The sequence below is a fragment of the Bradyrhizobium sp. USDA 4506 genome (genome assembly GCF_054058795.1).
The window spans coordinates 581,245-594,563 of sequence record NZ_JBSSBM010000002.1; the positions used below are offsets into that span (position 1 = coordinate 581,245).

The 13,319-nt window shown below is 66.2% G+C and carries 15 protein-coding genes; 11 read left to right on the forward strand and 4 right to left on the reverse strand.

The annotated features are described in order from the left end of the window. Positions 1–137 precede the first annotated feature (137 nt). The 5 genes from ACVIHF_RS05120 (at position 138) to hemC (ending at position 4,689) form a co-directional block, all read left to right on the forward strand. The gene (locus ACVIHF_RS05120; protein ID WP_310883203.1) at positions 138–626 is read left to right on the forward strand and encodes a Rid family hydrolase; all 489 of its coding nucleotides are present in this window, start codon (positions 138–140) and stop codon (positions 624–626) included. 130 nt (positions 627–756) lie between these two features. Beyond that, positions 757–2,175: a M20/M25/M40 family metallo-hydrolase gene (locus ACVIHF_RS05125; RefSeq protein WP_456791835.1), complete on the forward strand. Its 1,419-nt coding sequence runs from the start codon at positions 757–759 to the stop codon at positions 2,173–2,175. After that, the gene (locus ACVIHF_RS05130) at positions 2,175–2,993 is read left to right on the forward strand and encodes an aspartate dehydrogenase (RefSeq protein ID WP_456791836.1); all 819 of its coding nucleotides are present in this window, start codon (positions 2,175–2,177) and stop codon (positions 2,991–2,993) included. The genes ACVIHF_RS05125 and ACVIHF_RS05130 overlap by 1 nt, the downstream gene beginning before the upstream one ends. After that, on the forward strand, positions 2,993–3,613 hold the full coding sequence (pncA, locus tag ACVIHF_RS05135; protein WP_456791837.1) for a bifunctional nicotinamidase/pyrazinamidase: 621 nt from the start codon (positions 2,993–2,995) through the stop codon (positions 3,611–3,613). The genes ACVIHF_RS05130 and pncA overlap by 1 nt, the downstream gene beginning before the upstream one ends. 65 nt (positions 3,614–3,678) lie before the next feature. Beyond that, positions 3,679–4,689, forward strand: a complete 1,011-nt coding sequence (gene hemC / locus ACVIHF_RS05140) for a hydroxymethylbilane synthase (protein ID WP_456791838.1) — start codon at positions 3,679–3,681, stop codon at positions 4,687–4,689. A gap of 152 nt (positions 4,690–4,841) precedes the next feature. Here hemC and ACVIHF_RS05145 read toward each other — a convergent pair whose 3' ends face one another. The 3 genes from ACVIHF_RS05145 to ACVIHF_RS05155 are packed head-to-tail and all read right to left on the reverse strand — an operon-like array spanning position 4,842 to position 7,384. Further along, positions 4,842–5,540, reverse strand: coding sequence for a DUF1045 domain-containing protein (locus ACVIHF_RS05145; protein ID WP_456791839.1), 699 nt, complete (start codon positions 5,538–5,540; stop codon positions 4,842–4,844). Positions 5,541–5,549: 9 nt separating this feature from the next. Next, a complete protein-coding gene (locus tag ACVIHF_RS05150) occupies positions 5,550–6,722 on the reverse strand; it encodes an alpha-D-ribose 1-methylphosphonate 5-triphosphate diphosphatase (protein WP_456791840.1) in 1,173 nt (390 codons plus the stop codon). Next, the gene (locus tag ACVIHF_RS05155; RefSeq protein ID WP_456791841.1) at positions 6,719–7,384 is read right to left on the reverse strand and encodes a chloramphenicol acetyltransferase; all 666 of its coding nucleotides are present in this window, start codon (positions 7,382–7,384) and stop codon (positions 6,719–6,721) included. The genes ACVIHF_RS05150 and ACVIHF_RS05155 overlap by 4 nt, the downstream gene beginning before the upstream one ends. 211 nt (positions 7,385–7,595) lie before the next feature. Between ACVIHF_RS05155 and phnC the strand changes: the two genes are divergently transcribed. The 4 genes from phnC to phnE (ACVIHF_RS05175) all read left to right on the forward strand — a co-directional run bounded on the left by phnC (position 7,596) and on the right by phnE (ACVIHF_RS05175) (position 11,236). Further along, positions 7,596–8,411, forward strand: coding sequence for a phosphonate ABC transporter ATP-binding protein (gene phnC, locus ACVIHF_RS05160; protein WP_456791842.1), 816 nt, complete (start codon positions 7,596–7,598; stop codon positions 8,409–8,411). A gap of 79 nt (positions 8,412–8,490) precedes the next feature. Next, entirely contained in the window at positions 8,491–9,423 is a 933-nt protein-coding gene (gene phnD, locus ACVIHF_RS05165; protein ID WP_028334544.1) for a phosphonate ABC transporter substrate-binding protein, read from the forward strand. Positions 9,424–9,506: 83 nt separating this feature from the next. Further along, on the forward strand, positions 9,507–10,391 hold the full coding sequence (gene phnE, locus ACVIHF_RS05170) for a phosphonate ABC transporter, permease protein PhnE (RefSeq protein WP_050387861.1): 885 nt from the start codon (positions 9,507–9,509) through the stop codon (positions 10,389–10,391). Continuing rightward, a complete protein-coding gene (gene phnE, locus ACVIHF_RS05175; RefSeq protein WP_456791843.1) occupies positions 10,388–11,236 on the forward strand; it encodes a phosphonate ABC transporter, permease protein PhnE in 849 nt (282 codons plus the stop codon). The genes phnE (ACVIHF_RS05170) and phnE (ACVIHF_RS05175) overlap by 4 nt, the downstream gene beginning before the upstream one ends. A 166-nt stretch (positions 11,237–11,402) precedes the next feature. Here phnE (ACVIHF_RS05175) and phnF read toward each other — a convergent pair whose 3' ends face one another. Beyond that, complete coding sequence (gene phnF, locus ACVIHF_RS05180) at positions 11,403–12,128, reverse strand: phosphonate metabolism transcriptional regulator PhnF (protein WP_028334541.1); 726 nt, start codon at positions 12,126–12,128, stop codon at positions 11,403–11,405. A 116-nt stretch (positions 12,129–12,244) separates the two neighbouring features. On the opposite strand from phnF, the gene phnG reads away from it, so the two are divergent. After that, positions 12,245–12,706, forward strand: a complete 462-nt coding sequence (gene phnG / locus ACVIHF_RS05185; RefSeq protein ID WP_253603171.1) for a phosphonate C-P lyase system protein PhnG — start codon at positions 12,245–12,247, stop codon at positions 12,704–12,706. A 4-nt stretch (positions 12,707–12,710) separates the two neighbouring features. Then, entirely contained in the window at positions 12,711–13,319 is a 609-nt protein-coding gene (phnH, locus tag ACVIHF_RS05190) for a phosphonate C-P lyase system protein PhnH (RefSeq protein ID WP_076829005.1), read from the forward strand.

Genomic DNA, 13,319 nt, shown 5'->3' on the forward strand with positions numbered 1-13,319 from the left:
CCCGCGAACCCGGAATCCAGAGGTGATGTACTCGGAGTTCCGCAACTTCGAGATTCCGGGTTCGCGCTGCGCGCGCCCCGGAATGACGAAATGAACGATGTGTGCCGCACGAGCTTCTATCGAGTAATGGAGAAATCATGAGATTAGCAACTATCGCACTGGGCGCGGCGCTATCCGCGGTGGCGACGGTCGCCTGCGCGGATGTGGTCAGGCATCCGATTCCCAACTCGACATTCCCGATCGCGCAGGCCGTGACCGTCACCGGCAACACCACGACCGTCTATGTCAGCGGCCAGGTGCCGCCGGCGATCAACAAGGACGCCGATCCGTCGAGCCCGCAGGCCTATGGCGATACCAGGACGCAGACCGTCGGCGTGCTCAACCGCATCAAGACCATTCTGGAAGGCCAGGGCCTTGGCATGGGCGACGTCGTCAAGATGCAGGTATTCCTGGTACACAACGCATCCGCGCCGATGGACTTCAAGGCCTTCATGGAGGGCTACACCCAGTTCTTCGGCGGCAGCCAGCCGAACCTGCCGGCGCGCTCGGTGGTCGGCGTCGCCGCGCTCGCCAATCCCGGATTCCTGGTCGAGATCGAGGTGATCGCGGCCAAGGACTCGAAATAAGGACTGCAAATAGCGTGCGCGAAACTGCGGAGCATGCGCGCGGAAATTGAAGGGCTCGCCGTCTTGCCAAAGCGCGTGTCGCCTGTCTGAATTCGTCTCCGATCAGGCGGCGGAATTCTGGGAGAGTACGATGTCGCACAAGGCTAGAGACACGGTTCGATTGCTGCGGCTCGCGGCGGCGCTCGGTCCGGTGCTGCTGGCAGCCGGCGCCGCGGCGCAGGGGCTGACCGAGCAGCAGCAATTCGCCCGCGGCATCTACCGGGAGCTGGTCGAGATCAACACGACCACCGCGACCGGCGATACCCAGAAGGCGGCGGAGGCGATGGGCGCGCGGCTCCGCGCGGCGGGTTTCCCCGAGGCCGACGTCCACGTGTTCTCGCCGGCGCCGCACAAGGGCAATCTGGTGGCGCGGCTGCACGGCTCCGGCGCGCGCAAGCCGATCCTTCTGGTCGCCCATATCGACGTCGTCCCCGCCAACCGCGAGGATTGGTCGGTCGATCCGTTCAAGCTCACCGAGCAGGACGGCTATTTCTACGGCCGCGGCTCCAGCGACGACAAATACATGGCGTCCGCCTTCATCACCAATCTGATCCGCTACAAGAAGGAGGGCTACAAGCCCGATCGCGACATCATCGTCGCGCTCGAGACCGACGAGGAGATCCTCGATGCCAACGGTCTCGGCATGCAGTGGCTGATCAAGAACCACCGCGATCTGATCGATGCCGAGTTCGCGCTCAATGAAGGCGGCGGCGTCGGTCTCAAGAACGGCAAGGCGATCCGCAACAGCGTGCAGACCAGCGAGAAGGTCTCGATCGGCTACCAGCTCACGGTGAAGGATCGCGGCGGCCACTCGTCGCTGCCGCGCAAGGACAATGCGATCTATCACCTCGCCGAAGGCCTCGTGCGGCTCTCCAATTACAGCTTCCCGATGAACCTCAACGAGACCACCCGGATCTATTTCACCAAGACCGCCGAGGTCGACACGTCGCATGCCGACGACATCAGGGCGATCCTGGCGCCGCAGCCCGACCCGGCGGCGCTGGCGCGATTGTCGGAGAATCCGGGCTATAATGCGCAGCTCCGCACCACCTGCGTTGCGACCATGCTGGAGGGCGGCCACGCCATCAACGCGCTGCCGCAGCTGGCGACCGCCAAGGTGAACTGCCGGATCCTGCCCGGCGAGCCGGTCGAGGGCGTGCAGGCGACGATCGAGCGCGTGCTCGCCGACAAGGAGATCGCGGTGGCTCCGACCGGCAAGGCCGTGCTGAGCCCGCCGTCGCCCCTCAACGAGGAGATCATGGGTTCGATCGAGAAGCTGTCGAAGGAGTTCTGGCCGGATGCGTCGATCTTTCCGGTCATGAGCACCGGCGCGACCGACGGCAGCTATCTGCGTAACGCGGGGATTCCGACCTATGGTCACTCCGGGCTGGCCGCCGATGTCGACGACAACCGTATCCATGGCAAGGACGAGCGCGTGCTCGTCAAGTCGTTCTACGAGGGCGAAGAGTATCTCTATCGCCTGGTCAAGATGCTCGCCGGCGGGAAATGATGGCTGACAGCAAGACAAGGACACGGGTTGCGGTCGCCGGCCTCGGCGCGATCGGCACCGACGTCGTCAAGGCGCTGGATCAGGGCATCGAGGGTCTGACGCTGGTTGCGGTGTCGGCGAACAGCCCGGACAAGCATCGCGGCTGGGTGGCGGAGCTCAAGTCTGCGCCGAAGCTGGTGCCGATCGAGCAGCTGGCCGAGATTGCCGACATCGTGGTCGAATGCGCGCCGAGCAAGCTGGTCCGCGCAATCGTGGCGCCGGTGGTCGAGCGCGGCAAGACCGCGGTCGTGCTCAGCGTCGGCGCGCTGCTGCAGAACGAGGACCTCGTCGATCTCGCGAAGGCCCATGGCGGCCAGATCATCGTGCCGACCGGCGCGCTGATCGGGCTCGATGCGGTGACCGCCGCGGCGATCGGGACCATTCATTCGGCGAAGCTGGTGACGCGCAAGCCGGTCGCGGGCCTCGTCGGCGCGCCGCATCTGGTCGAGAACAACATCCGGATCGAAGGCATCACCGAGCCGCTGCGCATCTTCGAGGGCAGTGCGCGCGACGCCGCAAAGGGTTTTCCGGCCAACCTTAACGTCGCGGTGGCGCTGTCGCTGGCCGGCATCGGCCCCGACCGCACGAGGGTCGAGATCTGGGCGGATCCGACCGTGACCCGTAACACCCACCGGATCGAGGTCGATTCCGATTCCGCGCGGTTCTCGATGATGATCGAGAACATTCCCTCAGAGAATCCGAAGACCGGCCGCATCACCGCGCTGTCGGTGATCGCCTGTCTGCGCAAGCTGCGCGCATCGTTGCGGATCGGCACCTGATGAAGATTGCGCCCGACGATCTGTTGCTGGTCATCGACGTGCAGAACGATTTCTGCCCCGGCGGCGCGCTGGCGGTCGCGGACGGCGATGCCGTCGTGCCGGTGGTCAACCGGCTCGCCGGGCGGTTCGACCATGTCGTGCTGACCCAGGACTGGCATCCGGCGGGCCACAGCTCGTTTGCGACCTCGCATCCGGGCGCGGCGCCGTTCTCCGAGATCGCCATGCCGTATGGGCCGCAGACGCTGTGGCCGGATCATTGCGTCCAGGGCAGCGTGGGCGCCGCGTTCCATCCCGACCTCGCCACCGAGCGGGCCGAGCTCGTGATCCGCAAGGGCTTCCGGTCCGCGATCGATTCCTATTCGGCGTTCTTCGAGAACGACCGCAAGACGCCGACCGGGCTCGCCGGCTATCTGCGCGAGCGCGGCCTCAAGCGCATCGTGATGGCGGGGCTCGCCACGGACTATTGCGTGCAGTATTCGGCGCTCGATGCGCGCCGGCTCGGTTTCGAGACCACGGTGGTGCTGGCGGGCTGCCGCGCCATCGATCTCGGCGGTTCGCTTGCCGTCGCCACCGCGGCGATGCGCGCGGCCGGGGTGGAGCTTGTCGAGGTGCTCGTCTGAGCATCGCCAAAGAGAGGCAAAAACCGTTGTTTTGACTGGCTTTTTGTTCTAATCCCCAGCCGTTGATGATCACGCGCAGCGGAGCTTTCGTGTCGGGACAGGTTTTGCGGATTGGGACGCGCAAGAGCGCGATGGCGCTCGCGCAGACGGATGAGGTCGCGCGCCTGCTGCGCGCTTCGGCGCCGGACCTTGCCGTCGACATCGTCAAGTTCGAGACCCGCGGCGACCAGGACCAGACCAGCAAGCTGTTGCGCCATGGCGGCAAGGGCGGCGCCTTCGTCGCCGAGATCCGCGAAGCCATGCGCGCCGGCACGTTGCAGGCGGCGATGCATTCGCTGAAGGACGTGCCGGGCAACGAGGAGACGCCGGGTCTCGTCATCGCCGCGATGCTGGCGCGCGATGCCGCCAATGACAGCCTCGTGCTGCGTCCCGGCCTGTCGCTCGACACCCTACGCGCCGCGCGCGGCAAGGGCTTCATGATCGGCACCAACGCCGTCCGCCGCGCCGCCTATCTGCGCCGGCTGTTTCCGGAAGCGACCGTGATCCATTATCGCGGCGCCGCCGACACGCGCGTGGCCAAGCTCGATCGCGGCGACAAGCAGCGGCTGCCCGGTGGCGGCGACGTGGGGCCGGCGGATGCGCTGGTGATGGCGCGCTCGGGCCTGGAGCGCATCGGCATGACCGCGCGCATCGCGCATGATTTCTCGGTCGGCGAGATGCTGCCGGCGGTCGGCCAGGGCATTGTCGCGGTGGAATGCGTCGAGACCGACTGGGCGACGCGTGCGCGGCTTGCCGGGATCGACAACGTGCCGTCGCGGCTCGCCGCCGAGGCCGAGCGCGAGGTGCTGTGGGTGCTCAACGGTCATTGCAATTCACCGATCGCGGGCCACGCCACGCTCGCGGGAGCCGAGATGACGCTGCGCGCCTCCGTGCTCGACGAGGCCGGCGCCGGCTTCATTGAGGTGACGCGGCGCGGACCGGCGGACCGGCCGCGCGAACTCGGCCGCGCCGTGGGCATGGAGCTGCTGGAGAAGGGCGCCGCCGAGATCATCGCCCGCACCCGGATCGACGAATAGCGATATCCATCCCACGTCGTCCCGGCGAAAGCCGGGACCCATAACCACGAATGTTGGTTGTGGGACGATGCTGGGACCGCAGCTCGCTTGAACAACTACCGACGGTGGTTATGGGTCCCGGCTTTCGCCGGGGCGACACCGGTGTGTGAGGCCTAATCCCGATCAGCTCGCAATGGCCAGCTGCCGATGATGCGGAAGCGCGATGCGCTGTCGGTCTGCTTGAACAGCGCGATGCGGTCGATTGCGAGCCGCGCGAGGTCGACCGCCGCGAACCGTGAGCGCAGCTGCGCCACGATCGGGCCGCGCCGCTCGTCGCTCAGCCGCCCTGTCAGCGTCATGTGGAAGCGGAACTCCTCCATGACGTAGGGATAGCCCCAGCGGTCGAGATAGTCGCACTGCCGCGCGGTGAGTTTCTCTGGCCTGCGGCGCGCGCGATCTTCCGGCGTCAGCGGCGCGCGGAACGCGTCGAATTCGGTGACGCAATCGGCGGCAAGCTGCTGCAGGTCGTCCGAGCGGTTGGCCGGGATCACCGCGATGAAGCCGCTGATCGCATCGACCACCGGTTCGATCACCGGAATGCGCCGCGCGCGGCCGGCGAAGGCGGCACAGGCATCGAGAAGCTCGGCCTCGCTTCGACCGTCGGCGAGCGCGGTGGGCGCTTTCAGCGTGGCGTGGAATCCATACTTGCGCGGATCTTCGGTGATCTCGCGCCAGTCCGGCGTGACGCCCTCGGGAAACGGCAGGTCGTCGCCCGACACCGCATCGTAACCGAGCAGTGTCGAACCGAAGTGGTGCAGGACGCTGTCGGGTGACGGCGCATAATAGATCGCGTAGCGCGGAGTGCTGGCCATGGGACTGGGCTACGCCGCCGCAACCGTCTTGCGCGGCGCGAGTGAATGAACGAGGCAGCTCGCGTCCGCCAGATGCACCAGCCGTCCGGCCGCTATTACGGCGATAATGCGCGGCCGCAGCGGCACCTTGTCGTCGACGACGATGATGTCGGCACGGCGACCCGCGGCGAGCACGCCGCGGTCGGCGAGCCCTGCCGCGCGGGCCGGCGCCGACGAGATCAGGTCCCAGGCCCTGGCGAGCGGCAGGATCCCGTCGGCGGCGAGGCGGAACGCCGCGAGCAGCTGCGCCGGATAGTAATAGTCCGACGCCAGCACCGAGCAGAGGCCCTGTGCGATCATGTCGGATGCCTTGGTCCAGCCGGTATGGCTGCCGCCGCGCACCACATTGGGCGCGCCGAACACGATGAAATCGCCCGCCGCCGCGGCGTCGCGCGCGGTCTCCTCGTTGACAGGGAATTCGGCGATCACAGCGCCCAGCGCGCGAAACTCCTGGCGCATCGCCGGGCTGTTGTCGTCATGCGAGAGCATGCGGATATCGGCCCCGCGCGCGGCGGCAGCCAGTCGCGCGATCGAGGCGGGCACCTCGGGGCGGCGCGCCACGACCCGGTCGAGCATGTCGTTGACGGCCTCGACGGAGAGCCCGGTGCGCTCGGCCAGCTGGTTGCGCTTCTTCGGCTTGACGTTGCTGTGGTCGTTGAAGGCGAACAGGTCGATGCGGCCTTCACTGAGCCATTGAATGATCTCGGCCTCGGCCTCGAGATTGTGGGTCTCGTGGCGCAGATGGAAGCGGGTGTCGGCGGCGAGCTGCGGCCGCAGCGCCTCGATCGCATCGAGCAGCTTGCGCGCATTCTCCGCGCTGCGCAGGCCGGGCTCCCACGACCAGGTCGTGCCGTGAAACACGGTGGTGATGCCGTTGGCGATCGCCTGCCGGTCGCTGTCAACAAGCGCCACGTCGGTCGGGAAGTCGACGCCGGGGCGCGGCATTATCTGCCGCTCGAACGCATCGCCATGCAGGTCGATGATGCCGGGCAGCACCAGGAGGCCGCTGGCATCGATGTGAAGCGCGGCGCGACCCTGCTCGGCGTCGAGCGCGCCGATGTCGCGACCAGCGGTCCGCAGCGAGGTCTCGACCAAGGCGCCGTCAACCAGCGTGCGCCCGCCCTCGATGAAAATGTCCGTCACGATGCGGCGCTCCGTTGTTTGGCTTGCGATTGGGATACGGCCTCGGCCTCATGCTTGTCGAGGAATTCCTCGACCGCGAGCTTGCGAAAGTCGGGCAGGACGCGGCGGAGCGTCTCGTGATCCCAGTCCCACCATGCGAGCGCGGCGAGGCGGTCGGCGATCGTCTCGGAGAAGCGCCGCTTCACCGGCCGCGCCGGATTACCGGCCACGATGGTGTAGGCGGGAACGTCCTTGGTCACGATCGCGCCGGCGGCGACGACGGCGCCGGTTCCGATGTTCCGTCCTGGTAACAGGATCGCACCATGACCGATCCAGACGTCATGGCCGATATGCACGTGATGCGCACGTCGCCAGTTGAAGAAGTCGGTGTCGTCGCTCTCTCCAGGGAAATACGCGCTGGCGCGGTAGGTGAAGTGCGCTTGAGTCGCGCGATGCATCGGGTGGTTGCCGGGGTTGATGCGGGTCATCGCCGCGATCGAGCAAAACTTGCCGATCGAGGTGTAGGTGATCTGGCTGTCGTTCACGACGTAGGAATAGTCATCCATGCTGACTTCAAGCAGGATCGTGCGCGCGCCGACCTCGGTATATTTGCCGAGCCTGCTCTCACGGACCGACGCGGTCGGGTCGACGGTCGGCACAACCGAGAGTGTTTTTCCGGCCATCAGGGCCTCCGCAAATCTTCAAGAATCTTGGGCTTCCGGGGGATGCGCGCTCGTCATCGGGATGCTTGATGACAACATCATGACGTTGCGATGACGGCAAGGGAGCGACAAGGGAGGGGTGTGGACGATCGCCGCACCGCAGCGCTGTCGTCACATAACTGTAAAACGCCGGGGATAGCGATGGCCCAACGAGGCGCGGTTGGAGCATTACATGCTGGTGGTGGAAGGTTTGACGTGCCGTTTCGGCATGAAAGCCGCAGTCGACAACGCGTCCTTTTCGATCGCGCCGGGCAGCTTTGTCGGCGTGATCGGCCGCTCCGGCGCTGGCAAGTCGACGCTGCTGCGGATGATCAACCGTCTCGCCGATCCGACCTCCGGCCGTATCCTGTTCGAAGGCACCGACGTCACCGCGTTGCGCGGCAAGGAACTGCGGCGGTGGCGCGCGCGCTCGGCGATGATCTTCCAGCAGTTCAATCTGGTCGGCCGCCTTGATGTGCTGACCAATGTGCTGATGGGCCGGCTGGCCCAGATCCCGTCATGGCGCTCGCTGGCGCAGGTCTGGCCGGAGCAGGACAGGGCGCTCGCGCTGTCGGCGCTCGAGCAATTCGACATCGCCCAGCTGGCGGCACAGCGCGCCGACCAGCTCTCCGGCGGCCAGCAGCAACGCGTCGCGATCGCCCGCGCGCTGGTGCAGGAGCCCGACATCATTCTCGCCGACGAGCCGATCGCCTCGCTCGATCCGCGCAACACCAAGATCGTGATGGACGCGCTGCTGCGCATCAACAAGCATTTCGGCATCACGGTGCTTTGCAATCTGCACTCGCTCGACCTGGCGCGGACCTATTGCGACCGCCTGGTCGGCATGGCCGCAGGTCGCGTGGTGTTCGATGGCGCCCCCGCGGCGCTCACCGACCATATCGCCCGCGAGCTCTATGACCTCGAGGCCAATGACGTCATCGGCGCAGCACCGCTGCCCGCGCCCGACGGTGCAACTGCGCCGGCACTCGGCACCGCAGCCGCGGCCTGAGCGTCGCGCATTTTTCAATCTGGGAGGCCGGGCATTTTGCCCGGCCAACAGGTGCAACTACAACAAAAGAGGGGTAGTCATGTTCACTCGTCGCATCATTCTGGCTGGCGCCGCCGCGCTGGCATTTGCCGGTTCGGCCTCCGCGCAGGACTGGAAGGCAAAGTATCCGGAGCTCACCTTCGCGGTGGTGCCGGCCGAGAACGCCTCCGGCGTCACCGAGCGCTGGACGCCGTTCGTGGCGTATCTGTCGAAGGAACTCGGCGTGAAGGTCACACTGCGCATCGCCAACGACTACGCCGCCGTCATCGAAGGCCAGCGCGCCGGCAACATCCAGATCGCCAGCTACGGCTCGGCCTCGTTCTCTCGCGCGCGCTTGACCGGCGTCAAGACCGACGCGTTCGCCAACGATATGAACGCCGACGGTTCGACCGGCTATTACTCGGTGTTCTTCGTCAAGGCGTCGAGCCCGTACAAGACCGTCGAGGACCTGAAGGGCAAGAATCTCGGCCTGGTCGATCCGAACTCGACGTCCGGCAACAACGTGCCGCGCTTCGAACTCAACAAGATGGGCATCGCGAACGCCGAAGGCTATTTCGGCAAGGTCGTGTTCACCGGCAGCCACGAGAACGCCGTCCTGGCGCTGTCGCAGGGAACCGTTGATGTGGCCGCCAACCAGTGGACCAACGAGGACGATTCCACGCTCGCCCAGATGCTGACCAAGGGCATGCTGAAGAATGCCGACGGCTCGGCGATGAAGAAGGATGATTTCCGCATCATCCACAAGTCGGCGCTGATCATCAACGGCCCCTATGCGTACAACACCGATCTTCCGGAGGACCTGAAGGCTGCGATCGCAAAGGCCTTCTTCGACGCTCCGACCAAGGACAAGGCCGCCTTCGACCGTCTGTCCGACGGTCAGAAGAAGGGCTTCCATCCCGCCACCACCAAGGATTGGGACGGCACCATCGAGCTGATCAAGTTCGTCGACGGTTTGCGCAAGAAGGCGAGCTGATCGCACGCCTGACGTCACGAGGGCCGGGCGTATAGCCCGGCCCTTTCTCTCCACTCAACTCCGAACCGGACTGGCACGCGTCGATGGCGACCGCCGTATCCATTCTTCCAGCGCAGCAACTGGCGACGCTGGAGGACGCCTACCGCAAGTCCGTCGCACGCAAGCGGTTGAAGGCCGCGCTGGCAACGGCGGCATTCTGTGCGGTGCTGGTGATCGCGGCGTTCGGCGCGGAAGTGAACCTGCGCACGCTGTTCACCTATTTCGGCAATTTCGTCAGCTATTTCGATCGCATCCTGACGCTGGATTCCGGCGCGCGGGTCTGGACCGATCCCGCCGAATGGTTCTGGGGTTGGCATAAGTGGCTGAAGATGCTCGGCGAGACGATCCTGATCAGCTATGTCGGCACGCTGACGGGTGCGGTGCTCGCCTTCGCGCTCAATTTCTTCGCGGCCCAGAATACGTCGCCGGGCCCATGGGTACGTTTCACGATCCGCCGCCTGCTGGAATTCGCGCGCACCGTCCCCGGCATCGTGTTCGCGCTGATCTTCGTGATCGCGTTCGGCCTCGGGCCGATGGCCGGCGTGCTGGCGATCGCGATCCACACCACCGGGGCGCTCGGCAAGCTGTTCGCCGAGATCGTCGAGAATGCCGACATGAAGCCGGTCGAGGGCATCCGCTCCACCGGCGCGAGCTGGCTGTCCTGCATGCGCTTTGCCGTGCTGCCGCAGGTCTCGGCCGGCTATGCCAGCTATGCGCTGCTGCGCTTCGAGATCAACGTCCGCGAGGCGTCGGTGATGGGCTTCGTCGGCGCCGGCGGCATCGGCCAGGAGCTGGTGGTCGCGATCCGCAAGTTCTACTATTCCGACGTCAGCGCCATCCTCATCACCATCATCGTCACCGTCTTCATCATCGACATCTCGACCGGCTGGCTGCGCGGCCGGCTGTTCGGCAAGGAGACCCGTCGATGAGCCAGATGCCGAGGCCGGACACCGCGGAACTGCGCGCGAAGTACCCCGACGTCTTCGAACGTCCCACATCGGCACGGCTGGCGATGCCGGCCATGATCGTGGCGGCGCTCGCGATCTTCGTGTTCGGACTGGTTGATCTCGATTTCTCGCCGTCCAGGCTGATCGCGGGCCTCGGCCAGCTCGGCTGGATCACCATGCTGATGCTCCCGCCGAATCCGGGCTCGTCGTTCCCGCTCTACATGCAGGCGCTCGGCGAGACGCTGTCGATCGCGGTGCTCGGCACCACGCTTGCCGCGGTTTTGGCACTCCCGGTCAGCCTGCTGGCGGCGCGCAACATCATCCCCTCGAACCTGATCCGCTTTCCGGTGTGCCGCTTCCTGGACTCGATCCGCGGCGTCGATACGCTGATCTGGGCGCTGGTCTGGATCAACGTCGTCGGCCTCGGTCCGTTCGCCGGCGTGCTGGCGATCATGGTGTCGGACTTCGGTGCGTTCGGAAAGTTGTTCTCGGAGGCGATCGAGGCCGCGGATCGCAAGCAGGTCGAGGGTATCCGCGCGTCCGGCGGCAATGCGCTGCACGAGATTCGCTTCGGCCTGCTGCCGCAGGTGCTGCCCGTGATCGCCGGGCAGGTGCTCTACTTCATCGAGTCGAACACGCGTTCGGCGACCATCATCGGCATCGTCGGCGCGGGCGGCATCGGCTTGCAGCTTGCCGAACAGATCCGCGTGCTGGAATGGCAGAAAGTATCGTTCCTGATCCTGATGATCCTGATCGCGGTTGCCGCGATCGACTTCATCTCGAGCAAGCTGCGCTTTGCGATCATCGGGCAAAGGGCGGTGGTGTAGCTTCTCTTTCGCCTCTCCCCGCGCGCGGGGAGAGGCCGGAGTTTTCGCGTAGCGCAAATTCCGGGTGAGGGGACTCTCGGCGTACTCACAGCTTCCAGGATTCGCGGAGACAGCCCCTCACCCCGACCCTCTCCCCGCAAGAGCGGGGCGAGGGAGCAGAGAAAGATCAACCGTTCTCGACCAGAAACTCCACGCGCTCGGCGGCGAAGCGCGAGCGCTTGGTCACCAGCGGCTGGTCCAGCATGTCGACGTCGGTGGCGTCGACCACCAGCACCGGCCGTCCCAGCGGCAGGTCGAGCCGCGCGGCGTCGGTCGCATCGACGATCGCCGCGGTGATCCGGGTCGAGGCGCGGTGGTAGTCCTTGACGCCGTAATGCCCGAGCAGCTTCGTCATCGAGCGGACGTTGGCGAACACGCTGCCGGCATCGGGAAACCGCTCGGCCGACAGCCAGGTGGTGGAGACGCAGATCGGCGTCCGGTCGGCGAGCCGCACCGCTTCGATCCGGATCAGCGGCGCACCGATCTTCAGGCCGAGCTCGCGCGCAATCTCGCGATTGGCGGTGTCGCTGCTCGCATCGATCAGCTGGCCGCGCGGCTCGTGACCGCCGGCGCCGACGATCTCGGAAAATCGCGTGCGTGAGCGCAAGGGATAGGCGAGGCGCTGGGCTTCGACATAGGTGCCGCTACCGCGTTCCGCGCGCACCAGGCCGCGCTCCGCCAATGCGGCGAGCGCCCGCCGCACGGTGTGCCGGTTGACCCGGTACGTCTCGGCGATCTCCATCTCGCCGGGCAGCTTTTCGCCGGCGGCGAAGCGGCCGTCAGCGATGCCGCGCTCGATGCCGTCGGCGACCTGCCGCCACAAGGCGACGCCGGAACTTTCCTGCATGCTCATGGCGCGGTGATACCAGAAATCTTTGGTTTGTCACGAAACAGTCATGGCGCTCCGCTATCAAGTTGTCTAGTATCATAGACAACTTGATGCAAGCAAGGTTGCCCAAAGGTTTGCCCATGAGTTCGACCGGACCAAACAGCAAACAGGCCCAGCGCAAGGCCGCGATGACGGTGCTGGCGCACGCCGCCGCTGCTGATATCGCCGGCAGGCTGGCGGCGATCGCGGTGCCCGCGCATGAGAACCTGCGTGAGCCGGAAAACGGCCTTGTGATGCTGCGTGGGCGGATCGGCGGCGACGGTGCGCCGTTCAATCTCGGCGAGGCGACGGTGTCGCGCGCGGCGGTGCGGCTTGCGACCGGCGAGGTCGGCTTCGGCTACACGCTCGGCCGCGACGCGCGGAAGGCGCAGATGATCGCGCTGTGCGATGCCATGGTGCAGTCGGCGGAACTGTCCGGCGAGGTGGAGGTCAAGGTGATCGCGCCGCTGCGCGTCGCCATGAACGCCGAACGCGGCCGCAAGGCGGCGGAAACCGCGGCGACGCGGGTCGATTTCTACACGATGGTGCGCGGTGAGGGATGATGCAATGACGACGATTGCCGAAATGCCCGCGGGCTTTGCCGACAAGGTGCTGTCGGCGCAATCGACTTTCCGTTCCGTGATGGATGCGATGGCGCGCCCGGGCAGCGTGCAGCGCGTCGCCGCGAGCGTGGGAACGCCCGCCGGCATGATGCGCGGCTCGGCCGCGATCGCGCTGACGCTGTTCGATCACGACACGCCGATCTGGCTTGACGCTGCGATGTCGGCGACGCCGGACGTCGCCCGCTGGCTGAAGTTTCACGCCAGCGCGCCGGTGGTGGCCGATTCCTCGATCGCGAGCTTCGCTTTGATCGGCGATGCCGCGAGCCTGCCGGCGCTCGATCGCTTCGCATTCGGCAGCAGCGAATATCCTGACCGGTCGACCACGCTGATCCTGCAGGTCGACAGCCTGTCGCAGGGGCCGGCCTTCGAGCTGAAAGGGCCCGGCATCGACGGCAGCGCCGTGCTGCAGGCGATGATCAAGCCGCGCGACCTGTTCCAGCGGCTTGCGATCAACGAAGCCCTGTTCCCGCGCGGCATCGATGTCGTGCTGGTCCATGACGATGCCATTGTGGCGATCCCGCGCACCACGCGGCTGATCGCAAGCGGAGTGTGA